This window comes from Aurantiacibacter spongiae (assembly GCF_003815535.1).
In the GTDB taxonomy this organism is placed as follows: Bacteria; Pseudomonadota; Alphaproteobacteria; order Sphingomonadales; family Sphingomonadaceae; genus Alteraurantiacibacter; species Alteraurantiacibacter spongiae.
In genome coordinates, this window is record NZ_RPFZ01000001.1 from 2,275,931 (window position 1) to 2,299,570 (window position 23,640).

The window sequence follows — 23,640 nt, forward strand, 5'->3', positions numbered from 1 at the left end:
GTTCACCCTTCGATCAGGGAGCGAAACAGGGGAGTTTCCACATGAACTGGATGATTCTGCCGCTCAAGCGGTATGCCGAATTCACCGGGCGCTCGCGGCGCAAGGAATACTGGATGTTCGTGCTGTTGAACGTCATCGTCGTCGTCGTCCTCAGCTTCATTGCCGGTATCGTGGGAACGGGCATAAACACCGTCGCGAACGGCGATCCGACTTCGGTGTTGGGGTTCTTCACCGGCGGTGTCGGCCTGCTGCTGGGCCTGTATTTCCTCGCCATACTCATTCCCAGCATAGCTGTCTCGGTTCGCCGTCTGCACGACCGGAACATGTCGGGCTGGTGGTATCTCGGCTTCGTGGTTCTCAGTCTCGTGCCGTTCGTCGGTTTCATCGCCAGTATCGCGATGCTGGTGATCTTCGCCCTGCCGGGAACCGACGGACCGAACAGGTACGGCCCCGATCCGAAGGATCCCTCGCAGGTCGAGGCGTTTACCTGAAAGCGTCGATCCGATGTCCCCCTTCGACTGGATGCTCCAGCCCCTGAAGCGCTACGGCCAGTTTCGCGGCCGGGCGCAACGAGCCGAATTCTGGTGGTTCATGCTGTTCTATTACGGCGTGAGCGCGGTGCTCTTCGCGATCATCTTCGCCGGTTTTCCCTGGGTTGAAATGCTTGGCGCCAGCCGCGATCCCCAATCGCTCGCCCCGATGGGGCTGGACATGAATTTCTGGCTGATGGGAACCGGCGGCGTGCTCTACGCCCTGTTCTACATCGCCATGTTCGTGCCCTACCTGGCGGTGACGGTGCGCCGGCTGCACGACCGCGAGATGTCGGGATGGTGGTATGGCGGCCTGCTGATCGCCAGCTTCGTTCCGTTCGTGAACATGGTCGCCTGGCTCGGCTTCCTCGCCCTGATCGTGGTATGTGCCCTGCCGGGAACGGCCGGTCCGAACCGCCATGGCCCGGATCCGAAGGATCCGCACCAGGTCGAGGTCTTCGCCTAGAGCGAACGGAGTGTGCGCGCCGGGCGTGCCCGCAGCAGCGGCAGCGAGGCGGCGAGCGCGAAGCCCAGCACCATCGCCAGCCCCGCCGCCAGCACGGCAAGGATGCGTGGCCAGTCGGGCAGCCAGTCGAATTCGAACATCTGCGTGACGATCAGCCAGGCGAGGCCCGTTCCCAGCATGAGAGCCACCCCGGCCAGCACCGCGGCCAGCAGGCCGAACTCGGCAAATTGCAGCGCCAGCAACTGCCGCCGGCTCGCGCCCAGCACCCGCAGGATCACGGTGTCGTAGATCCGCGCCGCCCGCGCCGTGGCAATGGCGCCAAGCAGGACCGCGATGCCCGCCAGCACCGCGACCGACGCGGCGGCGAGAATGGCTACGGACACCTGATCGAGAATGGCGCGCGCCTCGGTCAGCAACGGGCCGACCTCGATCACGCTGGCGGAGGGGAAGGCCTGCACCAGCTGCCGCAGCAGTCCGCCGGTGTCGGTGCCGGGCGGCAGGCTGATCGTCGCCGCGAGATTGTGCGGCGCGTCGCGAAGGGCGTTGGGCGAAAAGACGAGGACGTTGTTGAAGCCAAGGCTGTCCCAGTCGATCCGTCGCAGCGACGCGACCCGTGCCGTGCGCTGCACGCCCAGCAGTTCGACCGTCAGGTAGTCGCCGACGGCGATGTTCGCAGCTTGTGCCAGATCCTCGTCCACCGAGACGAGCGGTTCGCCATCATACCTCGCCGGCCACCATTGGCCCTGCGTCAGGACGTTGCCCTCCGGCACCGTATCGGCATAGGTCAGTCCGCGTTCGCCGCGCAGCGCCCACGCGCCTTCGGGAAGTTCGTCCAGATCGGCCACCACCGTCTGATCGTTCCGGGGACCGTAGGAGATGACCGCACCGCGCAATGTCGGCACCGTCTCGATCTGCGCTTGCGGGCTGATGCCCCGCGCGATGGAGCGGAAACGGGCCACGCCGTCCTGCGGCAGGTCCAGCACGAAATAGTCGGGCGCGCGTTCGGGAACGGATCGCCGGATGTTGCCGTCCAGGCTCGTCTGCACCGCCGCCAGAAGGACGAAGGCGGACAGCCCGAAGCCGAGCGCCGTCACCAGCGATCCGGTCGCGGCGCCGGGCCGGTTCAGGTTCGCCAGCGCGGCACGCGTGATCGGATTGGCGGGGCGCGGCAGGCGAGCGGAACCGGTGCGGATTGCCCGGCCGATCAGCGCCAGCAGGCCCAGGATCGCCGCCGCTCCCGCCAGGAACATCGCCGACAGGCCCGGATGGGGCGACCCGGCGATCGCAAGAGCGGCGATGCCCAGCAGGCCAAGCGCCACGGGCCGGACGGCGCCGCGCCAGCCCCGCGCCAGCGGCGAAACCCGCGCCCGCATCAGCGCCATCGCCGGAAAGTCGCGCGCGCGGGCAAGCGGCGGCGCGGCGAATACCAGCGCGACCAGCAGCCCGAAGGCCAGCGCCCGGAACAGCGCCAGCGGATCGAACACCAGGCCCGTCTCGACCGGCAGGAGCGAGCCAAGGGCGTTCGCCAGCAGGGGCGTCACAAGAAAGCCCGCCAGCAGCCCGGCGAGCGATCCGGCAAGCGCCGCCGCGCCGATCTCCAGCGCGTAGATGCGGGCGATGTCCCGCGACGTCGCCCCGAGGATCTTCAGCGTGGCGATGGCGTTGCGCCGCGTCTCCAGATAGGAGTTGACCCCGCCGCCGATACCGATCCCGGCGATCACCAGCGTGGCCAGGCCCACCAGCGTCAGGAACTCGCCCATCCGGCTGACGAAGCGATCCGCGCCGGGGGAGGCGCGCTCGCGGGTGCGGATGTCGAAGCCGGCGCCGGGGAAGGCGTCCTCGATCGCCTCCGCCACCTTTCCCGCATCGCGCGGACCGGCAAAGGCGAGGCGCGTCTTGCTCTGGAACATGGACCCCGGCGCCATGAGCCCGGCGCTTTCTGGAAAGTCGAGCGGCACGATGACGGTCTGGCCGAGCGCGAAGCCTTCGGACAGGCGATCGGGTTCGTCCGCGATGATCCCGCCCACGCGCAGACTGGCGGTGCCCACGGTGAAGCTGTCACCGACCTCGACGCCCAGCCGCTCCGCCGCGCCGGGGGCGAGATAGGCGGTATGTCCCGCAGGCGCGCGCGCCACCCGGCCGCCCTCCAGCCTCAACGTGCCGTAGAGCGGGTAGTTGTCATCGACCGCCTTCAGTTCGACTGGCACGGCGACCTCGCCGTCGCTCGCCATCGCCTGCAAACGGAAGCCGCGCGACAGGGTGCCGTATCGCGAGAGAAATGCCTGTTCCTTCGTGTCCAGCGGGCGCTGCCACACCTCGACCTCGACATCCCCGCCCAGCAGCACCCGGCCCTGCGTATCGAGTTCGCCCCGGATAGCCGAGGTCAGGCTTCCGATCGCAGCCAGCGCGCCGACACCCAGGAACAGGCAGACCAGCAGGAGACGCAGGCCGCGAAACCCGCTGGCCAGATCGCGCCTGGCGATGATCCATGCCGTGCGCAGGCTCACCGGTCCTCGGCCACCCGTCCGTCGGCCAGCGTCACCACCCGGTCGCAACGCCGCGCGAGCGCTGCGTCATGCGTGATGATGACGAGCGTTGCGCCCATCTCCTCGCGTCTGCGGAACAGCACGTCGATGACGCTTTCCCCGGTGGCTGCATCGAGGTTGCCCGTCGGTTCGTCGGCGAAGATCAGCGGCGGGGCGGGCGCGATGGCGCGGGCGATGGCGACGCGCTGCTGTTCCCCGCCCGAAAGCTGCGCCGGGTAGTGCGCCAGCCGGTGGCCGAGGCCCACCGCCTCCAGTTCCGCCGCCGCGCGATCCCAGGCATCCGCCGCGCCCGCCAGTTCGAGCGGGGTGGCGACGTTTTCCTGCGCCGTCATGGTGGGCAGCAGATGAAATGCCTGCAACACGATGCCGATGCGGCCCCGGCGCGCAAGGGCCAGCGCGTCCTCCCCCAGGGCGGCGAAGTCCTTGCCCGCGACACTCAGCGATCCCGACGTTGCACGTTCCAGTCCCGCGAGCACCGCCATCAGCGAGCTCTTGCCGCTTCCCGACGGGCCGAGCAGCGCCAGCGTCTCGCCGCCCGTCACGGTCAGGTCGATGCCCTTCAGGATTTCGACCGCAGCGGCGCCGTCGCCCAGCGTCAGGCGAAGGTCGCGGGCGGCGATGACGGGTTCTGCGATGTGGGGACTTGTCACGCCCGTGCGATGGCATAGCTATACCGCATGAGCAAGGTTGCGAAACTCGCCGTGGCGCTGCTGCCTGTCGCCATTCTGACCGGTTGCGACGGCGATGCCCCGGCGGCTACGCAAGCCGCCGGAACCGCTGCGCCGACCGCGCCGGCGGAGCCGATGCCGGTCATGGGCGACCCTGTCACCATTCTCGCCTTCGGCGACAGCCTTTTCGCCGGCTACAATCTCGGCGAGGAGGAAGGCTATCCCGAGGTGCTGGAGCGAACCCTTCGGGCGCGCGGCATCAATGCAAGGGTGATCGATGCGGGCGTGTCGGGAGACACCACCGCGGCCGGACGCCAGCGCATCGGCTTCGTGCTCGACAACGCACCTGCGCGCCCCGACCTCGCGCTCGTCGAACTGGGCGGCAACGACCTGCTGCGCGGCATCGACCCGGCCCGGACGCGGGCCAATCTCGAGGGCATCCTCCAGCAATTGCAGCAACGCGAGATTCCCGTGGTCCTCATGGGCATGCGCGCGCCGCCGAACCTCGGCGCACAGTATCAGCAGGACTTCGATGGCCTCTACACCGAACTCGCGCGCCAGTACGATACCGGGCTTGTGCCGTTCTTCATGGAACCGATGGCGAACGACGCCCGGCTGATCCAGCAGGACCGCGTTCATCCCACTGCCGAAGGGGTGGAGGAACTGGTACGGAACTCGCTCGGCGAGGTGGTGGACGCGCTGCCGGATGGCGAACCCGCTTCCTGACCGCCTAGTCGCGCCTCACGGCGCCGCCAGCCACCTGCCAGACCGCGGCCTCCGCCATGATCCCCGCGAAGGGCGCGCGTTCCGTCCCGGTCAGCCAGACCTGCGTTCCGCTGCCACGCAGGCGGTCGAACAGCGCCTCGCGCCGCACGGGATCGAGATGCGCGGCGACTTCGTCGAGCAGCAACAGGCCGGGCCGCCCGCGCGCGGCGAGCGCCGCATGGGCGAGGGTGATGGCAATCAGCATCGCCTTCTGCTCGCCGGTGGAACAGTCCGCCGCCGGCATGTCCTTTCCCGCCATCCGGACGCCCAGTTCGTCGCGATGCGGACCGACGAGGGTCCGCCCGGCGGCCCGTTCGCGGGGGCGCGATTGCCTGAACGAGGCCGCCAGCGCGTCCTCCGTCAGGTCGCCGCCCGGCTGGTAGGACAGGGCGGGGCGGGCGAAGGGCTCGTCCGGCACCGCTTCCAGCTCTGCCGCCAGCGCGCCAACCAGCCGCGCGCGGCCCTGCGCCAGCCCCGCGCCCACCGCCGCCATCTGCGCCTCTATCGACTCGAGCCAGGCGGGATCGGGTGCCGTATCGTCGGACAGCAACCTGTTGCGCTCGCGCAGGGCTGCCTCGTAGCGCGAGGCGTAGCGCGCGTGGAGCGGATCGAGCGCGACGGCGAGCCGGTCGACATAGCGCCGCCGCGCCCCGGCGCTGTCGGCGAACAGGCGGTCCATCGCCGGGGTCAGCCAGTTGACCGAAAGCCATTCGCCAAGGCCGATCGCGGTCGCTTCCGCGCCGTTCACCTGCACGATGCGCCGCCCGGGTCGCACCGCCTGCACCCCGGTGCCTAGTCGTACCGGCTCTCCCGCGTCGCGCGTCAGCAGGCTTGCGCTGACCGCGAAGCCGCCATCGCCCGACTGCGATCCCATGTCGGCGAGCGCCGCGCGCCTGAGGCCGCGCCCCGGTGCGAACAGCGACAGCGCCTCGAGCACGTTGGTCTTGCCGGCGCCGTTCTCGCCTACCAGCAGATTGAGCGCGCGGGTGTCGTCCAGCCGCGTGCCGGCATGGTTGCGAAAGGTCGAGAGGGTGATGCGATCGAGCGCCATGCGAGTGGCAACCGGCCTATGCGACACACGCTTTGCGCGCTAGCCGAAACGGCGCTTGCCAAAGGTTGGGAAATTTTCCCACATGGCGGGTTCCCCTTCGGCCCGACATGACTGCCTGGTGAACGAGAATCGCAGAAATGCGCGGTTCTGCAAGTTTGGCACAGGGCCTGCAAAGCATGGGATACGAACCAATCACGGTTCGCATTCTGAGGGAAAGATACAGATCATGACCACCACTTCGAACTTCTCCGCCCGCCTGATGGCCGCCCTCGCCGCCGTCGCCATGACCGCCAGCCTGTTCGCCGCGAGCTTCTCCACGCCGCAGGCCAGCGTCTTCACCACCATCCTGGCCTGAGGCCGGAACCGCAACCGAACACCGAAAGGACTTTCAAGATGACCAACTTCAACGCCGTTTCCACCCGCATCCTAGCCGGCCTGGGTGCCGTCACCATGACGCTGACGCTGATCGTCAGTAGCTTTGCCAATCCGCATGCGACCACCGTCGTGGGGATTCTGGCATGAGCCAGCTCGACAGGAAGCCCGGCAAATCCCCGGCGAAATTCCGTCTCGACAAACAGGACGGCAAGATCGCCGGGGTCTGCGCCGGTCTCGCCAATTATTTCGGCTTCGATATTACGATCGTGCGCGTCGTCTTCGTGCTTGGCGCCCTGCTGGGCTTTGGCAGCTTCGTGCTCATCTATCTGGCGATCTGGCTGCTGGCGAACTGATACCGCCAGCCGCCGATCGTTTCACCCCAACGCTCCAGACCCGATTTGCGCCGCGCGCAATCCCCGCTATGGCAACGCCCACGCGCCCATAGCTCAGCTGGATAGAGCACGGGACTTCTAATCCTGAGGCCGCAGGTTCGACTCCTGCTGGGCGCGCCATCATTCGTTTTTCTGTTCCGGCAGCGTCTTGGCATCCGCCGCCTTTTCCGGACGGATGTAGATCGAGGTGATCTCCGGCAGCGCCTCCTTCAGTTCCCGCTCCAGATCCTCGACCAGGCTTTCCGCATCTCCCATCGACAGATCGTCGGCGAAGTCCGCGCTGATCGCGGTGAACACCTGCGAGGGCGAGGTATGGATGGTGCGGATGTGGTTGACCCCCGTTACCCAGTCGCGCTTACCCACGGTTTCGCGGATCCTGGCGATGAGTTCGGGGCTGGCAGGCTCGCCGATCAGCAGCCCCTTGGTCTCGCGCGCCAGGAATATCGCCACCGTTGCCAGGATCGCGCCGATGACGAGGGACGCCGCCCCGTCGAGGCGCGGTTCGTTGAAATAGCGGCTCGACCAGATGCCGAGCGCCGCGACGACGAGGCCGGAAAGCGCTGCTGAGTCCTCGAACAGGACGATGAATACGGAAGGATCCTTCGAATGGCGGATGGCTTCCCAGAAGCCGCGGTCCCCCCGCTGCCGGGAAAATTCGCGCATGGCGATGGTCCACGATGTCCCTTCCAGCAGCATGGCTACGCCGAGCACGATGTAGGCGATGGTCGGATCGCCCAGTTCCTCCGGATTGGTGATGTGGATGTAGCCTTCGTAGAGGCTGAGGCCCGAGCCGAGCGAGAATATCAGGATCGCGACGAGAAACGCCCAGAAATACAGTTCGCGCCCGTAACCGAACGGGCGGCGCTTGTCGGGTGGCCGCGTGGCGCGGTGTTCGCCCAGCAGCATGAGCACCTGGTTCATGCTGTCGACGACCGAGTGAAACCCTTCCGACAGCATGGAGGAGGAGCCGGTGATCCCGGCGGCGACGAACTTGGCGATGGCGATGCCCAGATTGGCGGTGAGCGCGCCGATCAGGACGACGTTCTCCGTCAGCCAGGACATCGAAAAGGGCTTGCTCACGCGGCGGTTCTGTCGGGAAAGTTTACACTGCCCTGTCTCATCAATCTTTCGCTAACCATCGTGTTGCGCGGAAATGCGATCGTGGACCAAACTGGCATGGCGGTTGCAATGTTCCGGATGTACCTGAAGTTCTTCGAACGAGGCGGGGCTGCCAAACGGTCCCCTAACCGGTCTCCCGGCTCCGCCTCCCCGAAGACTTGCTCCCGGCAGACAGACATTCAACGACCGCCCGCCCAGGGTTCGTCGGTGCGCGTCACCTGCATGTCGCCGGGCCACGGCCGGCACAGCAGGCTCGCGGCGTCGGGCGCGCCGTCCAGCCAGTCGACCCAGTCGGCCTGCGCCAGGATGACAGGCATCCGGTCGTGAACGCCCCGGACGTGCCGGCACGCCTCGGTCATCACCATCGTATAGGCTGGCCCCCACTCGGCGCTGTCGCGCCACAGCCCGGCAACGGCGAACAGCGCTTCGCCGGACATGGCGAACCAGGTTCGCGTCTTGCCGCCCCTTGGTCCCTCTGCCTCGGCGAAGGCACTTACCGGAATGAGACAGCGACGTTCGCGATAGCTGGACGACCAGAACGGGCTGGAAAGCTTGTCGGCACGGGCGTTGTTGACCGGTTTGGGTTTCAGGGGCTGGCCCTTCGCACCCTTGCGTTGCAGCGGGAAGCCCCAGGTCATCTGCGCCAGCCTGCCATCGGCAAGCACCAGTCCCGGGTATCCGGGATAGATTTCCGCCGGAGCGTTGCCCTGGGGGGCAACGGCCATGTCCTGCGCGATGGCATCGAAAAAATGCGCGACCTCGTCCTGCGACTTGCTCATGCGGTAGAGGTTGCACATCGACGGGGCCTGCTACTGCGATCCGTAACCGGCTTCGGCGGCGGGGACGGGCGGGGCGATCGCGCCGCCCGCCATCGGCCAGATTATCTCGCCCGTCACCACGCCGAGGCTCATGGGCAACTGGCCGGAAAGGAAGGCGTGGACCTCGTTCGGCCATGCGCCCCCGGGATAGTCGGTGACATAGACGCTCATGGCCAGATCGGGATCGGCGGCGTTCCACGTCACTACTTCGCAGCCGCTCGTCATGCGCTCCACCTCGCCCGAAACCCCCTCGGCGTAGAAGGGAACGCGGAAGTGCTGGCCGAGCGGGATGCTGCCTTCCTCGAACGGTCCGTTGAGGACATAGGCCATTGCCACCCCTTGCGCATCGGGCGGCAGGACGATGGTCGTGAGCGCGATGGAGGGGGCGGCGGTATCGCCAGCGTCATTCTCCCCACCGACGCAAAAGCTTTCCGGATCGGAATCGAACACCTTGCGCGCCGCCATCGCCTGCGCGAGAGCCATCTGGTGCGCCGGCCCCGTCAGCGGCGGCGGGTTGTCCCGGTGGATCGTCTCGGCAAGGATTTCGCCGTGAGACGTCTCGTAATCGGCGAGCGAGACGATTTCGCCCGCTCGCTCCGCGATGACATGGACCGTCCAGACCTCGGGCGTATCGGAAGGCAGGGCGACCGCGCCCATCAACCCCTCGTCGCCCGCCCCCGTCATGCCGAGATACTGGGTCAGGGCAGAGGCCGTCGCGGCCTGCACCGCCGTCATCTGCCGGCCGATGTCTTCGGAATGGCGCGCGCCTGCCGTGCGGGCCGCCATGTCGCCTTGCACGGCCGGCTCCTGCGCGGTGGCGACGGACGGGGCGGTCAGCACGGCGGAAAGGATAAGGGCGGCACAAGCGAGAGAACGGGACATCGGCGATCCTGAACTGACTGAACGCAAGCGCCCTGGCATGACGAGCCTGAACGAATACGGACCCACCGAGGCGAGCCGCGGTGGAAGCCGACCTATTCGCTTTCGGCCTTGGCGACCTGCTTCTCGTTCATGAGCGTCTGCAATTCGCCGGCCTCGAACATTTCCATCATGATGTCGCTGCCACCCACGAATTCGCCCTTGACGTAAAGCTGGGGGATCGTCGGCCAGTCGGAATAGGCCTTGATCCCCTGGCGGATTTCCATGTCCTGAAGCACGTCGACGCTGTCGAAGGCGACCCCGCAATGGTCGAGGATCGACACCGCGCGATTGGAAAAGCCGCATTGCGGAAACAGCGGCGTGCCCTTCATGAACAATACCACGTCGGCGTCGTTCACGATCTTGGAAATGCGTTCGTTCGTCTCGGACATCGGTCCCACCTGAATTGCGAATTATGTTGGCAGGTCAGTTGGGAACGGCGGTGTGGAGTTGCAAGGCGTGCAGTTCGCCGCCCATTCTCTCTCCCAGTGCGGCAAACACCATCTTGTGCTGCTGCACCCGGCTCTTGCCGGCGAACTGCGCGGAGGTCACGCGGGCGAGCCAGTGATCGTTGTCGTCGACCAGCGGTTCCATCTCGACGGTGGCATCGGGCAAAGCCTCCTTGATGAGCGCTTCGATCCGGGCGGCGGCCATGGGCATCGTATCAGGACTCGCTCATCAGTTGCCGGCGCGCCTCGACGGACTTTTCGGCAAGCTGGGCACGCACGGTCGCCTCGTCCACGTCGCAATCGGCCTGGGTCAGATCGCCCAGCAGCTTGCGGATCACGTCCTCGTCACCCGCCTCCTCGAAATCGGCCTGCACGACCGCCTTCTTGTAGGCTTCGGTTTCCTCGGGCGTGAGGTTCATCAACCCCGCCGCCCATTCGCCCAGCAACCGGTTGCGCCGGGCCGCGACGCGAAAGGCGGTATCCTCGTCCATCGCGTACTTGGCTTCCTCGCCCTTCCGGCGGTCGGTGAAGTCGGTCATGTCTCGTGCAGCTCCCAGCGAAATCGTCCCCACGGCGAATAGGCACATGGCGGTCAGGCCGCAATCCCCGTTCCGCGCGCGAGCCAGGGCCTGTCCGCGGCGAGCCGGCCTTCGTAATCGGCGATGGCCACTGCGCGCGAAAGCGTCAGGCCGACCTCGTCCAGCCCCTCCAGCAGGCATTGCTTGCGAAACGCATCGATGGCGAAGCGAAAGCGATCCTGGAACGGGGTCGTCACCGTCTGGTTTTCCAGATCGACGGTCAGCGGATCGGTCGCCGCGACTTCCAGCAGCCGGTCGACCTGCTCCTGCGGCAGTTCCACCGTCAGTATGCCGTTCTTGAACGCATTGCCGGCAAAGATGTCGGAGAAGCCTGGCGCGATGACGGCGCGTACGCCCATGTCGAGAAGCGCCCAGGCGGCGTGTTCCCGGCTCGACCCGCAACCGAAATTGTCGCCCGCGATCAGGATCGGCGCGCCCGCGAATTCGGGGCGGTCGAAGACATTGTCGGCATCCTTCGCCCGCACCGCTTCGAACGCGCCTTCGCCAAGCCCTTCGCGGCTGACCGTCTTGAGCCAGCGGGCGGGAATGATCAGATCGGTATCGACGTTCTTGCGACCGAAGGGAATGGCGCGTCCCTCCACGCGGGCGATGGCGTCCATTCAGTCTGTCTCCGGGTTCTCTCCGTTGGGGACGCGGTTGATCTGCGCGGATCGGTCCTTACCCCGGCGCTGCCGCGTGGTGTAGAGCATCGCCGCGGCGACGGCCGAGCCGATGGCGGCGGTCGCGATGGCGGCTTTCGAACTGGGAATTCGCTGTGTCATACCCGGTCCAATGCGTCGGACCCGCCCATGTTTCAAGAAAACTCACAGGTAATCGCGCAGCGCCATCCAGCGGTCCTGTTTCTCGGACAACGGCATGGCGGCGTAGGCCGGGCTGGAGGAGGGCAGGGCGATCAGCTTCGGGTCGCTCGCGTCCAGCAACCTCCCTCCGATCCGCGCCGCTGCCGCGCCGTTGAAGGCCACGCATGTCAGGTCCGGCAGGGTCGCCACAAGGTCCGCGAGCGGGTTGTGTTCGGCCTTGCGGATCGCCGCGTCGAGCGAGCCTTCGCGCATGGCCGAGGCGATCGTGTCCCACAGTCCGACGCGGTGGCCGAGCAGCGTTTCGAGCCGGGTTTCGTACGCCATTGCCGGCAGGTCTTCGTCGATGACGCGCCCGACCAGCTGCCAGAACCGGTTTTGCGGATGCGCGTAGTACCGCCCCCGCTCGAGCGACTTCGCACCCGGCAGGCTGCCGAGGATGAGCACCCGCGTATCGGGCCCGATGACGGGCGGGAAGGACGAATGGCGCGGGGAGGTCAGCGCGCGGCCTCCGGGAAGGCGGGAAGCAGGCCGACATCGGCAGGTTCGTGCTGGATCACCACCGTCGCGTGATAATTGGCGGCCATGCGCTTGAACCTGTCGAAGGATGCGAGCGTATCGGCGCGGTCATCGTTGAAGGTGGGAACGCCCTCCTTCTCGTAATTCTCGGTATAGTGCGCCAGGTCGCCCGTCAGCATGACCGGCCCCGTTCCGGCCAGCCGCACCAGCAACGCATGGTGGCCATTGGTATGTCCGGGCATCGCGAGCAGGCGCACCGTTCCATCTCCGAACAGGTCCAGATCGCCGGATATCTTGCGGACCGACCCGCCACCGTCCAGCCACGGGGCGAACAGCGACCGGTCGATGAAGGGTGCGCCGTTCTCGATGACCTCCCAGTCCTGCGCGCCGATCAGCAGGGTCACCTGCGGGAAATCGCGCGCCTGCCCGGTATGGTCGTAGTGATAGTGGCTGATGCCCACGTAATCGACATCGGCCGGCGCGATGCCGAGTGCGGCGAGTTCGTCCACCAGCGTGGCGGTCATGGTGAAGCCGCCATCGGGATCTCCGCTTGTGGCCGGGTCGATGCCGGTATCCCAGATCAGCAGATCGTCGCCATGTCGCACGAGATAGCAGCTGACCACGAGCGCGCGTGCCATGGCGTCGGACGCGCCGGTATCGTCGAAAGCGGCAAGCGGCATCGGTTCGCTCGCCCGTCCGCAATCGATCCGGGTCAGCGTGACCTCGGCCGACTGCATCTGGGCGATCGCGGGCTGCGACAGCGCCGCGAACATTATCGCCGGCAGGATTCTAGGATACATCGCCCAGCTCGCGCACATCGGTCAGCCGTCCCGTAACCGCCGCTGCCGCCGCCATTGCCGGGCTGACAAGGTGGGTGCGACTTCCCGGTCCCTGGCGACCAACGAAATTGCGGTTGCTGGTGGACGCGCAGCGTTCGCCCGGCGGTACCTTGTCGGGGTTCATGCCGAGGCACGCCGAACAGCCCGGTTCGCGCCATTCGAGACCCGCCTGCGTGAACACGCGGTCCAGCCCCTCGGCCTCGGCCTGCGCCTTCACCAGGCCGGAGCCGGGCACGACGATCGCCCATTTCACGCTGTCCGCCTTGTGCCGCCCGCGCAGCACGCCGGCCGCAGCGCGCAGATCCTCGATCCGGCTGTTGGTGCACGACCCGATGAAGACGTTCTCGACCGCCACCTCGCACATGGGGGTGCCGGGGGCGAGGCCCATGTATTCGAGGCTGGCGCGGGCCGCCTCCTGCCTCGCAGGATCGGCGAAGCTTTCGGGAGAGGGGACGGTGCCGCCGATGGCGACGGTATCTTCGGGACTGGTGCCCCAGGTTACGGTCGGTTCCACGTCGGCGGCATCGATCGTGACCGACCTGTCGAACCGGGCGCCCTCGTCGGTGTGCAGCGTGCGCCAGTAATCCACCGCCGCGTCCCACCCGGCCCCGCCGGGCGCGAAGGGGCGGCCCTTCAGATAGGCGAAGGTCGTCTCGTCGGGCGCGATCAGGCCGGCGCGCGCCCCGGCCTCTATGCTCATGTTGCACACGGTCAGGCGCGCTTCGACGCTCATCGCCTCGAACACGGGGCCGCGATATTCGATGACGTGGCCGGTCCCGCCCGCCGTGCCGATCCGGCCGATGATGTGCAGGATCAGGTCCTTGGCGGTTACGCCGGGGCCGAGTTCTCCCGCGACCCGTATCTCCATCATCTTCGATGGCTTGAGCAGCAGTGTCTGCGTCGCCAGCACATGCTCGACCTCGCTCGTCCCGATGCCGAAGGCGAGCGCGCCGACCCCGCCATGCGCGGCGGTATGCGAATCGCCGCAGACGATGGTGGTGCCCGGCAGCGAGAAGCCCTGTTCGGGACCGACGACATGGACGATCCCCTGCTCGCGCGCGGTCGCCTCGAAATAGCGGATGCCGAAATCGGCGACGTTGCGCTCCAGCGCGGCAAGTTGAAGGGCGCTTTGCGGATCGGCGATGGGCAGGCGCACGCCGTCGCCGTCGACCCGCGCCGTGGTGGGCACGTTGTGATCGGGCACGGCCAGCGTGAGTTCGGGTCGGCGGACCTCCCGCCCGGCGATCCGCAGCGCCTCGAACGCCTGCGGGCTGGTGACTTCGTGGACCAGGTGGCGGTCGATGAAGACCAGGCAGGTGCCATCCTCCCGCCGCTCGATCACGTGTTCGGCCCAGATCTTCTCGTACAATGTGCGCGCCGTCATGCGGCCTCGAATAGCGCGCCATGTCACACTCGCCAAGCAATCGGGGGCAAGGGGGGCGATTGTAATTGAAAGTTCACGGCTCGGCGCTAATTTACACCCATGTCAACGAGAGCCTTCGCCATGCCCATCCGCATCGTGCCCGCGGATATCGATTTCATGGGCCATGTGAACAACGCCCGCTATCTGGGCTGGGTGCAGGACGTGGTGCTCGAACACTGGCGCAAGCTCGCCCCGGCGGAAGAGGTGGCGAGCAAGGCGTGGGTCGCGATCAAGCACGAGATCACCTACCGCCGACCGGCCTTTCTCGACGACGACGTGATCGCCGAAACGGTCCTGGAAAAGATCAAGGGGGCGCGCAGCTTCTACAACACGGTGATTCGCCGCGGGGAGGAGGTGCTGGCCGAGGTGCAATCCATGTGGTGCTGCATCGACAGCGAGACGCACCGCCCCGCGCGCATCGACCGCGACGTGGCGGAGCGGCATTTCGGGCTTCCCGGCAAGGCCGGCTGAGCCGGGCGGCATGTCCGGCTTTGCGTGATGCGGCGGGCGGGCCTATATTGTTTTCTGTCATGACCGTCCTCGCGCCCATCCTGATCGTGATCGCCACCGTGCTGGCGATGGAATGGGTCGCCTGGGCGAGCCACAAATACATCATGCACGGGTTCGGCTGGGCCTGGCACCGCGACCATCACGAACCGCATGACAACCTGCTGGAGAGGAACGACCTGTACGCCGTGGTCGGAGCCGCGCTGAGCATATCCATGTTCGCGCTCGGCAGTCCGCTGGTGCTGGGGGAGGCGGCGTGGTGGCCGGCGACCTGGATCGGCGTCGGCGTGCTGTGCTACGGCATCATCTACACGCTGATCCACGATGGGCTGGTGCACCAGCGCTATTTCCGCTGGGTGCCGCGTTCCGGCTACGCCAAGCGGCTGGTGCAGGCGCACAAGCTGCATCACGCCACGGTGGGCAAGGAGGGCGGCGTCAGCTTCGGTTTCGTGTTCGCAGCCGACCCGGCGAAGCTGAAGGCCGAATTGCGGCGTCAGCGGCAGGCGGGCGTGGCCGTGGTGCGGGACAGCGCGGGCGCCTGAGGGGCCGCGCCGGGCACTACGCATGGCGGCCATGCCCGAAGATCTGACCGGCATCTGGGACGGGGTATTCACCTATCCGGGAAAGCGTCTGCCCGACACCCCCTTTCGCGCCGAACTCGTCCAGCGCGGCGGCAGCTTCACGGGCGAAATCGCCGAACCGGACCTGTACGCGCGCGGTCGGAGCGCGGTGGCGACGGTGGTGGGAGTGGTTTCGGGCGGCAGCGTGGATTTCACCAAGACCTATCGCCGTGCGGCGATGGGTTACGAGAACCCGGTCGATTACGTCGGCCAGCTTTCGCCGGACGGCGATACCGTTACGGGCGTGTGGAGCCTTTGCGACATGAACGGCCTGTTCGAGATGACCCGCCGCCGCCGCGCCGCCACCGGCGAAACCTGGCAGGCAAGCGTCGAGGCCTAGTGCGGACCGTGGAAAACCGGAAAGGATGGTCGGTAAGGCTTGCGGCCCGGCCTACTCGCCCCTGCGTTCTTCCCCCTTGCGCAAGTGGTAGCTGTCGTCGAACCCGCCGGCATGGGCCAGTGCCTCCACGTCCGGAATGAACAGCGACCGCGATTTCAGTTCGATCAATCCGTCGGCGCGCAGGTTCTGTATCACCCGGTTGACGTGAACCGGCGTCAGTCCGGTCGCATTCGCGGGTTGATCACCCATTGCCGCAGAATCGCCTCGTCCACCAGTGTCATCCGCCGCAACGCACCGTGACATCTGGTATTTACTGCCGTCCGCGTGGATTACTCAGGGGTCGTCGGCCGGCCCGCCCGCGATCCGGGCCGCGTGTTCGCGCACGAGCGCGATCATGTTGGGAACACCCTGCGTGCGGTTGGAACTGAGCTGGTTCTTGAGGTCGAAGGGTTCGAGCCGTTCCGCCACGTCCATCTTCGCCACCTCGCCCGCCGGCCTGTCCTGCACGGCGGCGATCACCAGCGCGACTATGCCCTTGGTTATCGCGGCATTGCTGTCGGCCAGGAAGTGCAGCCGCTCGGCCTCTCCGGTCGGATAGACCCAGACCTGTGCGGAACAGCCGCGCACCAGCGTGGCATCGGTCTTGAGTTCGGGCGGCATGGGTTCCAGTTCCCGCCCCAGCTCGATCAGCAGGCGGTAGCGTTCGTCGCCCTCGAGAAAATCGTATTCTTCATGAATGTCGCCAAGTGATCGCATCCCCGCCATCTAGCGGCTCGGCGCTACAGGTCCACCCCGCTGGCGATGGCCTCCAGCTTGCGGATGCGTTCCTTGAGGTCGGCTATCTCGATCCTCGCCATGCCCTCGCGCGATCCGTTCTCGAATTCGGGGAGGGGGCGGCGCAGGTCCAGCTCGCGGCGCTTGAGCGCCAGCCACTGGGTCCAGCCATACAGGGCCGCGCCCGCCAGGATGACCAGCGCGACGAGGCCGCTGGCAGCGATCAACAGGTCCACTTGCGTCATCATCGGTTCCTTTCGGATTGACTGTCGTCACGCAGTTTCTCGATCTCGTCGGCGGTGCGGCGGGCCGGGTCGGTGGCGATGCGTTCCAGCACCGCGACGCGGTCGCGCAGCTCGTCGATCTCCTCGCGGTCGCGCCGGCGTTCCTCCAGCAACGCCTCGTTTTCCTGCGCCAGCCGGTTGTCGCCGGGTCCGGAAAACTTGTTCCGCTCCTTCAGGTAGCCGAAGATGGAGGCGATCAGGACGATGAGCACGATGGCCGGCCAGAAGCTCATCGCGCGCGCTCCTTGTCCACCGCGCCCTCGATCCTGCGCAGATCCTCTATCTGCCGGGCAAGATCCTGTCCGCGATCGGTGACGATGCGTTCGAGCACGCGAACCCGCTCCTCCAGCTTGCGACCGGCGGGATCGGTGCCGCGCTCCGCCTCGGCCCGCCGCGCTTCCAGTTCCAGCTTGCGCTCCTCGTGCTCGTTCTGCCGCCTGCTCACGATGTAGGCGAAGGGCAGCGCGATCATCAGGATGGCGATGATGAAGCCGAAGATCAGCATCAGGTCGGGATCGGGGCCCATCAGGCGCGTTCCTTCCTGCCGAAGTCCATCGGCACGCCGCTGTCTGCGTCCTCGACCCTGCGGCTGTCGCGCAACGCCTCGATCTGGGTGGCGACGTCGTAACCGCGATCGGTGACGATGCGTTCGAGCACCTGCACCCGGTCCTCCAGCTGCTGCACGCGACTGGCATATTGCGCGGCCTTCTCGGCGCTGTTCTCGGCGGTGGAGTGCAGATGCATTTCCGCCAGCTTCTGCTGATGCTTCGTCCAGATCGCCACGATCGGTATCATCAAGGCGATGATCGGTATGAATACGCCGATTTCCCCCATGGTCGTTCTCCTCGGTTAAGGTTTCAGCGCAGCCGTTCGATTTCGGCGGTCAGGCGCGGATTGCTGCTGACGTAGTAGTTCTCGACATCCGCCAGGCGGCGATCGACGTCCTTCATCCGGGCGCGGATCTCGCGGGCGGTGCGCTTCGGGTTCTGCCGCACGCCCTGCCAGTACTGCTGCTCGTCGTCGTCGCGGTAGAGGTGCGGCGGCTTCTTGTTCAGCAACAGTCCGGCGACGAAGTAGACCGGCAGGACCATGCCCATCCCGGCGAACAGGAGGACGACGAAGGCGATGCGTATCCAGAAGGCGTTGATGCCGGAATAGTCGGCGATGCCCGAGCACACGCCCATCAGCTTCGCATTCTGCTTGTCGCGATAGAGAGTGGTGCGGGGCGTGTTCATTTGCGGGCGTCCTTCTTCTCGGCGAGCAGTTCCTCGAGCTCGCGCAGCGGTGCATTGTCGATGGCCTTGTCGTGCTGGATGCGCGCCGGGCGGAAATCGGGATTGTCCTGCCCGACCAGCCGCTCGACCGTATCCATGCGCTCGTCGAGGCGCTTGGCGAGGTTGTAGAGTTCCTCCAGCAACGCCTCGTCGTCGGTCGTGATGCTGGCAGAGGTCTTCCACTTCGTGATGTAGTGGAAGATGATCCAGGGAATGGCGATGAAGCACGCGGCTAACAGGAATTCTTCCATCGTCTATTCTCCCTTCTCGCCGTCGCCCTTGCCGAGCGCGCGCTTCATTTCCTCGAGCTCGTCCTCGACCTTGTCGTTGCCTTCCAGCGCCGCGAATTCGTCGGCCAGGGTCTGCCGGTTCGATTCCATCCCCAGGGCATCGGCGCGCCCTTCCGCGTAATCGACGCGGCGTTCGAGCTGGTCGAAGCGGGTCAGCGCCTCGTCCACGCGCTCGTTGGTCATCAGGCTGCGCAGCTTCACGCGATTTTCTGCGCTTTCCAGCCGTGCGGCGATCTGGCTCTGGCGGCTGCGGGCCTCGTGCAGGCGGTGCTGCAGCTTGGCGATGTCCTGTTCGTAGGCGCGCAGCGCGTCGTCGAGCACCTCGATCTCCTGCTTGAGCTGGTCGGCCATGTCGCCGGCCTTGCGCTTCTCGACCAGCGCCGCGCGGGCGAGGTCTTCGCGATCCTTGGACAGGGCCAGCTGCGCCTTCTCGCCCCAGTCGGCCTGGAGCCGGTCGAGCTTCACCGTGTGGCGGTGCATTTCCTTCTGGTCGGCGATCGTGCGCGCGGCACTGGCGCGTACCTCGACCAGCGTTTCCTCCATTTCCATGATGATCATGCGGATCATCTTGGCCGGATCGTCGGCCTGATCGAGCAGTTCGTTGAAATTGGCCGCGAAGATGTCGCGGGCGCGGTTGAATATTCCCATCAATGGGGCTCCTTGGTTGAACGCGCGGCCGGAAGAGGCGGTCGGGGTGGGGCTGGTGCGCAGCCGTTCGATCTCGCGATCGATGCGCGCGCCGTCGCTGGCCTTGCCGCCGCCGATCGGCATCAGCGGATTGCGCGGTTCGTTGGTCATGCCAGCTCCACCATCTCGACGCCGGCGAGCACCGTCGTGCCGGCCTGATCCGGCTGGATACCGGCAAACACGGCGAAGGTCACCATTGCGGCGATGCTCACCAGGGCGGCATGGCCCAGCGGAGAGGAGAAGAAGCGGCTGTCGAACATTGTCGGATTTTCCTTTCTGTCCGAAGCGTTGCAAACTGCGTGCCAGTTGCGAATATCGGGAGAAAGACGCGCATTTTCCGCCACTTCCGCGAATGGCAATTGGTTCCAGTTGCCAAGACTTGGGAAATCTCGCTAATATCCGGGGAATGGAGCGTGAAACCCAGTTCATCGGCCAGTCCGGTGCCTTTCTCGATGCGGTCGAGCGGGCCAGCCGTGCGGCGACGCTGTCCAGGCCCGTGCTGGTAATCGGGGAACGCGGGACCGGTAAAGAACTGATCGCCGAACGACTTCACCGCCTGTCCAACCGCTGGGGGGAACCGCTCGTCACCATGAATTGCGCGGCGCTCCCCGAAACGCTGATCGAGGCGGAACTGTTCGGGCACGAACAGGGCGCGTTCACCGGCGCCACCAGGGCCAGGGAAGGGCGGTTCGAGGAGGCGGACAAGGGCACGCTGTTTCTCGACGAGCTGGGCACGCTCAGCATGGGGGCGCAGGAACGGCTGCTGCGCGCGGTCGAATACGGCGAGGTTACGCGCATCGGATCCTCGCGCCCGGTGCGGGTCGATGTCCGCATCGTCGCCGCCACCAACGAGGATCTGCCCGCCCGCGCGCACGACGGCACCTTCCGTCCCGACCTGCTCGACCGGTTGAGCTTCGAGGTCATCACCCTGCCGCCCCTGCGCGTGCGCGAGGGCGATATCGAGGTGCTGGCCGCGCATTTCGCCCGGCGCATGGCGGCGGAACTGGGATGGGAGGAATGGCCCGGCTTCGCCGATCACGTGTCCGACGCGCTGGAGAACCATCCGTGGCCCGGCAACGTGCGCGAACTGCGCAACGTGGTGGAGCGCGCCGTCTATCGCTGGGGCGACTGGTCGCAGCCCATCGCAGAGGTGGTGTTCGACCCGTTCGAATCGCCGTGGACGCCGATCGAGGAGCGCGGCGGCGGCCGCCGGTCCGACGACGCCGGTCCAGCGCCGCAATCCGCCCCGTCCGGCCCGCGCTACGACCAGGTGGACGATCTGCGCGCCGCGGTGGACGGTCACGAGCGCGCCATCGTCGAGCACGCGCTCGGCGCGAACCGCTGGAACCAGCGGCAGACGGCCAAGGCGCTTGGCGTGACCTACGACCAGCTCCGGCACTGCATCAAGAAGCACGGCCTGATGGAAGACAAGGACTAGCGCCGAATTTCCCGGCCCTGTGAAAACTCGCGTGTTGCTTTTGCCGGCCGGGCGGCCTACATGGCTCTTCATCCCGACATTGTCGCAGACGAAGTGGGGCTGGCGCCGGAAGGGGCCGGCACGAACCGCCTTGTCCGCCCTTGTCATCCCTGACGGAGACCCGATGGCCGATATCGCGCGCCTCGAAGACATGATCGAACCCGAAGCCGAGGCGCTCGGCTTCGAACTCGTGCGTGTGAAGATGACCGGTTCGCAGGGCGAGCGCACCTTGCAGATCATGGCGGAGGATCCGGAAACCGGCCAGCTCGTCGTCGAGCAATGCGCCGCCCTTTCCCGCCGCGTGTCGGAGAAGCTGGACGCGCTGGAGGCCGAAGGCACCGTGCTGGTCGAGGGCGCCTACAATCTCGAGGTCAGCAGCCCCGGCATCGATCGTCCGCTCACCCGGGCGAAGGACTACGCCGACTGGGCCGGCCATGAGGCCAGGCTGTCGCTGTCCGAGAAGGTCCACGGCCACCGCACGCTGACGGGACAGCTGGCGGGGATCGAGGGCGATACCGTCACGATAGAGGATAACCGCGCCGGCACGATTGCCGTGCCGCTGGGGGCAATTCATTCCGGCCAGCTGATCCTGACCGACAAGCTGATCGCCGCCACCCGCCCGCTGGACATCTCCGGTGTGGAAGACATCGAAGAGACATCTGAGGAAGAAGAGGCACAAGACTGATGGCCAGTCCCATTTCCGCCAACAAGGCAGAGCTGCTCGCGATCGCCAACGCCGTCGCGTCGGAGAAGATGATCGACAAGGACATCGTCGTCGAGGCGATGGAAGAGGCGATCCAGAAGGCCGCGCGCGCGCGTTTCGGGCAGGAGAACGACATCCGCGCCAAGCTCGATCCGCAGACCGGCGACCTGCGCCTGTGGCGCGTGGTCGAGGTGGTCGAGGAGGTCGAGGACTACTTCAAGCAGGTCGACGTGGCCCAGGCGCAGAAGCTGGAAGAGGGCGCCAAGGTCGGCGACTTCATCGTCGATCCGCTGCCCGCGATGGACGATCTCGGCCGCATCGACGCGCAGAGCGCCAAGCAGGTCATCTTCCAGAAGGTCCGCGATGCGGAGCGCGAGCGCCAGTTCGAGGAATTCAAGGACCGCGCCGGAGAGATCATCACCGGCGTCATCAAGTCGGTCGAGTTCGGCCACGTCATCGTCAATCTCGGCCGGGCCGAGGGCGTCATCCGCCGCGACCAGCAGATCCCGCGCGAGGCTGCCCGCGTGGGCGAGCGGGTGCGCGCGCTCATCAGCAAGGTCGAGCGCAACAATCGCGGCCCGCAGATCTTCCTGAGCCGCGCCGCGCCCGATTTCATGCGCAAGCTGTTCGCGCAGGAAGTGCCCGAGATCTACGACGGCATCATCGAGATCAAGGCCGCGGCCCGCGATCCGGGCAGCCGGGCCAAGATCGGCGTCATCAGCCACGATTCCTCCATCGATCCGGTCGGCGCCTGCGTCGGCATGAAGGGCAGCCGCGTGCAGGCGGTGGTGCAGGAATTGCAGGGCGAGAAGATCGACATCATCCCGTGGTCGGAAGATACCGCCACCTTCGTCGTCAACGCTCTCCAGCCCGCCACCGTCAGCCGCGTGGTGCTGGACGAGGAGGAAAGCCGCATCGAGGTGGTCGTGCCCGACGATCAGCTTTCGCTCGCCATCGGCCGGCGCGGCCAGAACGTGCGCCTCGCCAGCCAGCTGACCGACAGCCAGATCGACATCATGACCGAGGAGGAAGCCTCGGAGAAGCGCAGCAAGGAATTCGCCGAGCGTTCCAACATGTTCGAGGAGGAACTGGACGTCGACGAGACGCTGTCGCAGCTGCTGGTGGCCGAAGGCTTCGTGGAGCTGGAGGAGGTCGCCTATGTCGAGCTGGACGAGCTCGCCGCGATCGAGGGTTTCGACGAGGAACTGGCCGAGGAACTGCAGAGCCGCGCCAAGGAAGCGCTCGAACGCCAGGAGGCCGCGCACCGCGAGGCGCGCCGCGAGCTGGGCGTGGAGGACGACCTTGCCGACCTGCCGCACCTGACCGAGGAAATGCTGGTCGTGCTCGGTAGGGCGGGGATCAAGGATCTCGACGATCTGGCCGATCTCGCCACCGACGAACTGATCGCCAGGAAGCGCGAGGCGCCGCGCCGCCGCCAGCCGCCCGCCGGCGCCGACGGCCCGCCCGTCCGGCGTCCGCAGCGCGAGCAGGACAAGGGCGGCGTGCTGGGCGCGTTCGGGCTGACCGAGGAACAGGGCAACGAGATCATCATGGCCGCCCGCGCACACTGGTTCGAGGACGAGGAAGAGGCCGCTGAGGCGACCGTAGCCGCGCCCGCAGCAGAGGAGGCCGCCGATGCGGAATCCTCGCAATGATCCGCTAGGTTCTCCCGCACCACAGGACGCCAGCGCCCGCCCCGGCCAGGATGACGGGGGCGGGAGCGAACGGCGCTGCGTGCTGACCGGCAGCCATGCCGCGCGCGACGCGCTGATCCGGCTGGCCGGCTCCCCGCCCGACGCGGACGGCGCTGTCCATATCCTGCCCGATGCCCACGCCAGGGCGCCGGGGCGGGGCGCATGGATCGGGGTCGATCGCCCGGCGCTGGAAAGGGCGATGGCGGACGGCCGGCTGCGGGGCGCGCTGGCGCGCGCGTTCCGGACCGGCAGGCTGGCCATTCCCGACGACCTGCCCGCGCGGATCGAAGCCGCGCTGACCCGCGCATTTTTGGATCGGCTGGGACTCGAAATGCGCACCGGGCGTCTTATCTTGGGCTCCGACCGGATTGCGAAAGAGGCCCGCATGGGCAAGGTTGCCGCGCTCTACCATGCCGCCGATGCGAGCGAGGACGGGGCGCGCAAGCTGGATCAGGCCTGGCGCATGGGCAGCGACGCGGAAGGCAGCGGATTGCGCGGAACGCGGCTGCCACTGGACCGGGACGCCCTGTCTGTGGCATTGGGCCGCGACAATGTCGTCCATCTGGCGCTTGCCGACACCAGATCGGCGCAGCGGGTCGAGATACCGCTGGGGCGTCTGCAGACCTTTCTGGCGGCCGGACCCCCGGCCGATACGAGCGAAGACCGGGTGGCGTAAGGGCCGCGACCCGGCTGCTTTCGCGACGAAGTGAAATTTG

At 66.8% G+C, this 23,640-nt stretch carries 37 protein-coding genes and 1 tRNA gene; 14 read left to right on the forward strand and 24 right to left on the reverse strand.

Annotated elements, in window-relative coordinates; genetic code table 11:
• The first annotated feature begins 41 nt into the window (after positions 1 to 41).
• Complete coding sequence (locus EG799_RS11060; RefSeq protein WP_123881169.1) at positions 42 to 491, forward strand: DUF805 domain-containing protein; 450 nt, start codon at positions 42 to 44, stop codon at positions 489 to 491.
• 13 nt (positions 492 to 504) lie between these two features.
• On the forward strand, positions 505 to 996 hold the full coding sequence (locus EG799_RS11065; RefSeq protein ID WP_123881171.1) for a DUF805 domain-containing protein: 492 nt from the start codon (positions 505 to 507) through the stop codon (positions 994 to 996).
• Here the strand turns inward: EG799_RS11065 and EG799_RS11070 are convergent.
• Together EG799_RS11070 and EG799_RS11075 are read right to left on the reverse strand one after the other, a co-directional pair.
• A complete protein-coding gene (locus tag EG799_RS11070; RefSeq protein ID WP_123881173.1) occupies positions 993 to 3,503 on the reverse strand; it encodes an ABC transporter permease in 2,511 nt (836 codons plus the stop codon). The genes EG799_RS11065 and EG799_RS11070 overlap by 4 nt on opposite strands.
• Positions 3,500 to 4,192, reverse strand: a complete 693-nt coding sequence (locus EG799_RS11075) for an ABC transporter ATP-binding protein (RefSeq protein WP_123881175.1) — start codon at positions 4,190 to 4,192, stop codon at positions 3,500 to 3,502. Before EG799_RS11075 ends, EG799_RS11070 begins: the two co-directional genes overlap by 4 nt.
• 27 nt (positions 4,193 to 4,219) lie before the next feature.
• Between EG799_RS11075 and EG799_RS11080 the strand changes: the two genes are divergently transcribed.
• Positions 4,220 to 4,936 carry an arylesterase gene (locus tag EG799_RS11080; protein WP_123881177.1) on the forward strand — a complete coding sequence of 239 codons (717 nt, stop codon included), beginning with the start codon at positions 4,220 to 4,222 and terminating at the stop codon, positions 4,934 to 4,936.
• A gap of 4 nt (positions 4,937 to 4,940) precedes the next feature.
• Here the strand turns inward: EG799_RS11080 and recF are convergent, their stop codons facing one another.
• On the reverse strand, positions 4,941 to 6,026 hold the full coding sequence (recF, locus tag EG799_RS11085) for a DNA replication/repair protein RecF (protein ID WP_123881179.1): 1,086 nt from the start codon (positions 6,024 to 6,026) through the stop codon (positions 4,941 to 4,943).
• 226 nt (positions 6,027 to 6,252) lie between these two features.
• On the opposite strand from recF, the gene EG799_RS14285 reads away from it, so the two are divergent.
• The 4 genes from EG799_RS14285 to EG799_RS11095 all read left to right on the forward strand — a co-directional run bounded on the left by EG799_RS14285 (position 6,253) and on the right by EG799_RS11095 (position 6,913).
• Positions 6,253 to 6,381: a hypothetical protein gene (locus tag EG799_RS14285; protein ID WP_267900635.1), complete on the forward strand. Its 129-nt coding sequence runs from the start codon at positions 6,253 to 6,255 to the stop codon at positions 6,379 to 6,381.
• Positions 6,382 to 6,419: 38 nt separating this feature from the next.
• A complete protein-coding gene (locus EG799_RS14290; protein WP_267900636.1) occupies positions 6,420 to 6,548 on the forward strand; it encodes a hypothetical protein in 129 nt (42 codons plus the stop codon).
• Positions 6,545 to 6,754, forward strand: coding sequence for a PspC domain-containing protein (locus EG799_RS11090; RefSeq protein ID WP_123881182.1), 210 nt, complete (start codon positions 6,545 to 6,547; stop codon positions 6,752 to 6,754). Before EG799_RS14290 ends, EG799_RS11090 begins: the two co-directional genes overlap by 4 nt.
• A gap of 82 nt (positions 6,755 to 6,836) precedes the next feature.
• Positions 6,837 to 6,913 (forward strand) — tRNA-Arg (locus tag EG799_RS11095).
• Here EG799_RS11095 and EG799_RS11100 read toward each other — a convergent pair.
• The 11 genes from EG799_RS11100 to leuC all read right to left on the reverse strand — a co-directional run bounded on the left by EG799_RS11100 (position 6,914) and on the right by leuC (position 14,235).
• On the reverse strand, positions 6,914 to 7,855 hold the full coding sequence (locus tag EG799_RS11100) for a cation diffusion facilitator family transporter (protein WP_123881184.1): 942 nt from the start codon (positions 7,853 to 7,855) through the stop codon (positions 6,914 to 6,916). It abuts the tRNA gene before it with no gap.
• Positions 7,856 to 8,091: 236 nt separating this feature from the next.
• Positions 8,092 to 8,709: an SOS response-associated peptidase gene (locus EG799_RS11105; protein ID WP_123881186.1), complete on the reverse strand. Its 618-nt coding sequence runs from the start codon at positions 8,707 to 8,709 to the stop codon at positions 8,092 to 8,094.
• A gap of 12 nt (positions 8,710 to 8,721) precedes the next feature.
• Positions 8,722 to 9,612, reverse strand: a complete 891-nt coding sequence (locus EG799_RS11110; RefSeq protein ID WP_123881188.1) for a hypothetical protein — start codon at positions 9,610 to 9,612, stop codon at positions 8,722 to 8,724.
• A 92-nt stretch (positions 9,613 to 9,704) separates the two neighbouring features.
• Positions 9,705 to 10,040 carry a Grx4 family monothiol glutaredoxin gene (gene grxD, locus EG799_RS11115; protein ID WP_123881190.1) on the reverse strand — a complete coding sequence of 112 codons (336 nt, stop codon included), beginning with the start codon at positions 10,038 to 10,040 and terminating at the stop codon, positions 9,705 to 9,707.
• A 34-nt stretch (positions 10,041 to 10,074) separates the two neighbouring features.
• On the reverse strand, positions 10,075 to 10,308 hold the full coding sequence (locus EG799_RS11120; RefSeq protein ID WP_123881192.1) for a BolA/IbaG family iron-sulfur metabolism protein: 234 nt from the start codon (positions 10,306 to 10,308) through the stop codon (positions 10,075 to 10,077).
• Positions 10,309 to 10,312: 4 nt separating this feature from the next.
• A complete protein-coding gene (locus EG799_RS11125) occupies positions 10,313 to 10,636 on the reverse strand; it encodes a DUF1476 domain-containing protein (protein WP_123881194.1) in 324 nt (107 codons plus the stop codon).
• A gap of 53 nt (positions 10,637 to 10,689) precedes the next feature.
• Complete coding sequence (gene leuD / locus EG799_RS11130) at positions 10,690 to 11,295, reverse strand: 3-isopropylmalate dehydratase small subunit (RefSeq protein WP_123881196.1); 606 nt, start codon at positions 11,293 to 11,295, stop codon at positions 10,690 to 10,692.
• Positions 11,296 to 11,457 (reverse strand): isopropylmalate isomerase, encoded by a 162-nt coding sequence (locus EG799_RS11135; protein WP_123881198.1) that lies wholly within the window; start codon positions 11,455 to 11,457, stop codon positions 11,296 to 11,298.
• 42 nt (positions 11,458 to 11,499) lie between these two features.
• Entirely contained in the window at positions 11,500 to 11,994 is a 495-nt protein-coding gene (locus EG799_RS11140; RefSeq protein WP_123881201.1) for a DNA-deoxyinosine glycosylase, read from the reverse strand.
• Entirely contained in the window at positions 11,991 to 12,812 is an 822-nt protein-coding gene (locus EG799_RS11145; protein ID WP_123881203.1) for an N-acyl homoserine lactonase family protein, read from the reverse strand. The genes EG799_RS11140 and EG799_RS11145 overlap by 4 nt, the downstream gene beginning before the upstream one ends.
• Positions 12,802 to 14,235 carry a 3-isopropylmalate dehydratase large subunit gene (gene leuC / locus EG799_RS11150; protein ID WP_123881205.1) on the reverse strand — a complete coding sequence of 478 codons (1,434 nt, stop codon included), beginning with the start codon at positions 14,233 to 14,235 and terminating at the stop codon, positions 12,802 to 12,804. The genes EG799_RS11145 and leuC overlap by 11 nt, the downstream gene beginning before the upstream one ends.
• A gap of 99 nt (positions 14,236 to 14,334) precedes the next feature.
• Here leuC and EG799_RS11155 point away from each other — a divergent pair, with 99 nt between their 5' ends.
• The 3 genes from EG799_RS11155 to EG799_RS11165 are packed head-to-tail and all read left to right on the forward strand — an operon-like array spanning position 14,335 to position 15,741.
• Positions 14,335 to 14,745 carry an acyl-CoA thioesterase gene (locus tag EG799_RS11155; protein ID WP_123881207.1) on the forward strand — a complete coding sequence of 137 codons (411 nt, stop codon included), beginning with the start codon at positions 14,335 to 14,337 and terminating at the stop codon, positions 14,743 to 14,745.
• A 59-nt stretch (positions 14,746 to 14,804) separates the two neighbouring features.
• Complete coding sequence (locus tag EG799_RS11160) at positions 14,805 to 15,323, forward strand: sterol desaturase family protein (RefSeq protein WP_123881209.1); 519 nt, start codon at positions 14,805 to 14,807, stop codon at positions 15,321 to 15,323.
• A gap of 22 nt (positions 15,324 to 15,345) precedes the next feature.
• Positions 15,346 to 15,741, forward strand: coding sequence for a hypothetical protein (locus EG799_RS11165; RefSeq protein ID WP_123881211.1), 396 nt, complete (start codon positions 15,346 to 15,348; stop codon positions 15,739 to 15,741).
• A gap of 51 nt (positions 15,742 to 15,792) precedes the next feature.
• Here the strand turns inward: EG799_RS11165 and EG799_RS11170 are convergent, their stop codons facing one another.
• The 10 genes from EG799_RS11170 to EG799_RS14030 form a co-directional block, all read right to left on the reverse strand.
• Positions 15,793 to 15,990 (reverse strand): helix-turn-helix domain-containing protein, encoded by a 198-nt coding sequence (locus tag EG799_RS11170; protein ID WP_234029133.1) that lies wholly within the window; start codon positions 15,988 to 15,990, stop codon positions 15,793 to 15,795.
• A gap of 84 nt (positions 15,991 to 16,074) precedes the next feature.
• On the reverse strand, positions 16,075 to 16,497 hold the full coding sequence (locus EG799_RS11175; RefSeq protein WP_123883069.1) for a SufE family protein: 423 nt from the start codon (positions 16,495 to 16,497) through the stop codon (positions 16,075 to 16,077).
• Positions 16,498 to 16,520: 23 nt separating this feature from the next.
• Positions 16,521 to 16,763 (reverse strand): hypothetical protein, encoded by a 243-nt coding sequence (locus EG799_RS11180; protein WP_407641227.1) that lies wholly within the window; start codon positions 16,761 to 16,763, stop codon positions 16,521 to 16,523.
• A complete protein-coding gene (locus EG799_RS11185) occupies positions 16,760 to 17,032 on the reverse strand; it encodes a hypothetical protein (RefSeq protein WP_123881217.1) in 273 nt (90 codons plus the stop codon). The genes EG799_RS11180 and EG799_RS11185 overlap by 4 nt, the downstream gene beginning before the upstream one ends.
• On the reverse strand, positions 17,029 to 17,325 hold the full coding sequence (locus tag EG799_RS11190; RefSeq protein WP_234029134.1) for a hypothetical protein: 297 nt from the start codon (positions 17,323 to 17,325) through the stop codon (positions 17,029 to 17,031). Before EG799_RS11190 ends, EG799_RS11185 begins: the two co-directional genes overlap by 4 nt.
• Positions 17,325 to 17,633, reverse strand: a complete 309-nt coding sequence (locus EG799_RS11195; protein WP_123881219.1) for a hypothetical protein — start codon at positions 17,631 to 17,633, stop codon at positions 17,325 to 17,327. Before EG799_RS11195 ends, EG799_RS11190 begins: the two co-directional genes overlap by 1 nt.
• A 23-nt stretch (positions 17,634 to 17,656) precedes the next feature.
• A complete protein-coding gene (gene pspC / locus EG799_RS11200; protein WP_123881221.1) occupies positions 17,657 to 18,034 on the reverse strand; it encodes an envelope stress response membrane protein PspC in 378 nt (125 codons plus the stop codon).
• A complete protein-coding gene (pspB, locus tag EG799_RS11205) occupies positions 18,031 to 18,324 on the reverse strand; it encodes an envelope stress response membrane protein PspB (protein ID WP_123881223.1) in 294 nt (97 codons plus the stop codon). Before pspB ends, pspC begins: the two co-directional genes overlap by 4 nt.
• Positions 18,325 to 18,327: 3 nt before the next feature.
• A complete protein-coding gene (gene pspA, locus EG799_RS11210) occupies positions 18,328 to 19,161 on the reverse strand; it encodes a phage shock protein PspA (RefSeq protein ID WP_234029135.1) in 834 nt (277 codons plus the stop codon).
• Positions 19,158 to 19,310: a hypothetical protein gene (locus EG799_RS14030; protein ID WP_158611066.1), complete on the reverse strand. Its 153-nt coding sequence runs from the start codon at positions 19,308 to 19,310 to the stop codon at positions 19,158 to 19,160. Before EG799_RS14030 ends, pspA begins: the two co-directional genes overlap by 4 nt.
• A gap of 146 nt (positions 19,311 to 19,456) precedes the next feature.
• Between EG799_RS14030 and pspF the strand changes: the two genes are divergently transcribed.
• The 4 genes from pspF to EG799_RS11230 all read left to right on the forward strand — a co-directional run bounded on the left by pspF (position 19,457) and on the right by EG799_RS11230 (position 23,600).
• Positions 19,457 to 20,488: a phage shock protein operon transcriptional activator gene (gene pspF, locus EG799_RS11215; protein ID WP_123881225.1), complete on the forward strand. Its 1,032-nt coding sequence runs from the start codon at positions 19,457 to 19,459 to the stop codon at positions 20,486 to 20,488.
• A gap of 163 nt (positions 20,489 to 20,651) precedes the next feature.
• Positions 20,652 to 21,212: a ribosome maturation protein RimP gene (rimP, locus tag EG799_RS11220; RefSeq protein WP_123881226.1), complete on the forward strand. Its 561-nt coding sequence runs from the start codon at positions 20,652 to 20,654 to the stop codon at positions 21,210 to 21,212.
• Positions 21,212 to 22,885 (forward strand): transcription termination factor NusA, encoded by a 1,674-nt coding sequence (gene nusA, locus EG799_RS11225; protein ID WP_123881229.1) that lies wholly within the window; start codon positions 21,212 to 21,214, stop codon positions 22,883 to 22,885. Before rimP ends, nusA begins: the two co-directional genes overlap by 1 nt.
• Entirely contained in the window at positions 22,866 to 23,600 is a 735-nt protein-coding gene (locus EG799_RS11230) for a DUF448 domain-containing protein (RefSeq protein ID WP_123881231.1), read from the forward strand. Before nusA ends, EG799_RS11230 begins: the two co-directional genes overlap by 20 nt.
• Positions 23,601 to 23,640: the final 40 nt, after the last annotated feature.

Bases quoted from the DNA above. Each gene is read 5' to 3' on its own strand.
- EG799_RS11060 (WP_123881169.1), top strand. From the start codon at position 42: ATGAACTGGATGATTCTGCCGCTCAAGCGGTATGCCGAATTCACCGGG.
- EG799_RS11065 (WP_123881171.1), top strand. From the start codon at position 505: ATGTCCCCCTTCGACTGGATGCTCCAGCCCCTGAAGCGCTACGGCCAG.
- EG799_RS11080 (WP_123881177.1), top strand. From the start codon at position 4,220: ATGAGCAAGGTTGCGAAACTCGCCGTGGCGCTGCTGCCTGTCGCCATT.
- recF (WP_123881179.1), bottom strand. From the start codon at position 6,026: ATGGCGCTCGATCGCATCACCCTCTCGACCTTTCGCAACCATGCCGGC.
- EG799_RS14285 (WP_267900635.1), top strand. From the start codon at position 6,253: ATGACCACCACTTCGAACTTCTCCGCCCGCCTGATGGCCGCCCTCGCC.
- EG799_RS14290 (WP_267900636.1), top strand. From the start codon at position 6,420: ATGACCAACTTCAACGCCGTTTCCACCCGCATCCTAGCCGGCCTGGGT.
- EG799_RS11090 (WP_123881182.1), top strand. From the start codon at position 6,545: ATGAGCCAGCTCGACAGGAAGCCCGGCAAATCCCCGGCGAAATTCCGT.
- EG799_RS11100 (WP_123881184.1), bottom strand. From the start codon at position 7,855: ATGTCCTGGCTGACGGAGAACGTCGTCCTGATCGGCGCGCTCACCGCC.
- EG799_RS11105 (WP_123881186.1), bottom strand. From the start codon at position 8,709: ATGTGCAACCTCTACCGCATGAGCAAGTCGCAGGACGAGGTCGCGCAT.
- EG799_RS11110 (WP_123881188.1), bottom strand. From the start codon at position 9,612: ATGTCCCGTTCTCTCGCTTGTGCCGCCCTTATCCTTTCCGCCGTGCTG.
- grxD (WP_123881190.1), bottom strand. From the start codon at position 10,040: ATGTCCGAGACGAACGAACGCATTTCCAAGATCGTGAACGACGCCGAC.
- EG799_RS11120 (WP_123881192.1), bottom strand. From the start codon at position 10,308: ATGCCCATGGCCGCCGCCCGGATCGAAGCGCTCATCAAGGAGGCTTTG.
- EG799_RS11125 (WP_123881194.1), bottom strand. From the start codon at position 10,636: ATGACCGACTTCACCGACCGCCGGAAGGGCGAGGAAGCCAAGTACGCG.
- leuD (WP_123881196.1), bottom strand. From the start codon at position 11,295: ATGGACGCCATCGCCCGCGTGGAGGGACGCGCCATTCCCTTCGGTCGC.
- EG799_RS11135 (WP_123881198.1), bottom strand. From the start codon at position 11,457: ATGACACAGCGAATTCCCAGTTCGAAAGCCGCCATCGCGACCGCCGCC.
- EG799_RS11145 (WP_123881203.1), bottom strand. From the start codon at position 12,812: ATGTATCCTAGAATCCTGCCGGCGATAATGTTCGCGGCGCTGTCGCAG.
- leuC (WP_123881205.1), bottom strand. From the start codon at position 14,235: ATGACGGCGCGCACATTGTACGAGAAGATCTGGGCCGAACACGTGATC.
- EG799_RS11155 (WP_123881207.1), top strand. From the start codon at position 14,335: ATGTCAACGAGAGCCTTCGCCATGCCCATCCGCATCGTGCCCGCGGAT.
- EG799_RS11160 (WP_123881209.1), top strand. From the start codon at position 14,805: ATGACCGTCCTCGCGCCCATCCTGATCGTGATCGCCACCGTGCTGGCG.
- EG799_RS11165 (WP_123881211.1), top strand. From the start codon at position 15,346: ATGGCGGCCATGCCCGAAGATCTGACCGGCATCTGGGACGGGGTATTC.
- EG799_RS11170 (WP_234029133.1), bottom strand. From the start codon at position 15,990: ATGGGTGATCAACCCGCGAATGCGACCGGACTGACGCCGGTTCACGTC.
- EG799_RS11175 (WP_123883069.1), bottom strand. From the start codon at position 16,497: ATGCGATCACTTGGCGACATTCATGAAGAATACGATTTTCTCGAGGGC.
- EG799_RS11180 (WP_407641227.1), bottom strand. From the start codon at position 16,763: ATGATGACGCAAGTGGACCTGTTGATCGCTGCCAGCGGCCTCGTCGCG.
- EG799_RS11185 (WP_123881217.1), bottom strand. From the start codon at position 17,032: ATGAGCTTCTGGCCGGCCATCGTGCTCATCGTCCTGATCGCCTCCATC.
- EG799_RS11190 (WP_234029134.1), bottom strand. From the start codon at position 17,325: ATGGGCCCCGATCCCGACCTGATGCTGATCTTCGGCTTCATCATCGCC.
- EG799_RS11195 (WP_123881219.1), bottom strand. From the start codon at position 17,633: ATGGGGGAAATCGGCGTATTCATACCGATCATCGCCTTGATGATACCG.
- pspC (WP_123881221.1), bottom strand. From the start codon at position 18,034: ATGAACACGCCCCGCACCACTCTCTATCGCGACAAGCAGAATGCGAAG.
- pspB (WP_123881223.1), bottom strand. From the start codon at position 18,324: ATGGAAGAATTCCTGTTAGCCGCGTGCTTCATCGCCATTCCCTGGATC.
- pspA (WP_234029135.1), bottom strand. From the start codon at position 19,161: ATGACCAACGAACCGCGCAATCCGCTGATGCCGATCGGCGGCGGCAAG.
- EG799_RS14030 (WP_158611066.1), bottom strand. From the start codon at position 19,310: ATGTTCGACAGCCGCTTCTTCTCCTCTCCGCTGGGCCATGCCGCCCTG.
- pspF (WP_123881225.1), top strand. From the start codon at position 19,457: ATGGAGCGTGAAACCCAGTTCATCGGCCAGTCCGGTGCCTTTCTCGAT.
- rimP (WP_123881226.1), top strand. From the start codon at position 20,652: ATGGCCGATATCGCGCGCCTCGAAGACATGATCGAACCCGAAGCCGAG.
- nusA (WP_123881229.1), top strand. From the start codon at position 21,212: ATGGCCAGTCCCATTTCCGCCAACAAGGCAGAGCTGCTCGCGATCGCC.
- EG799_RS11230 (WP_123881231.1), top strand. From the start codon at position 22,866: ATGCGGAATCCTCGCAATGATCCGCTAGGTTCTCCCGCACCACAGGAC.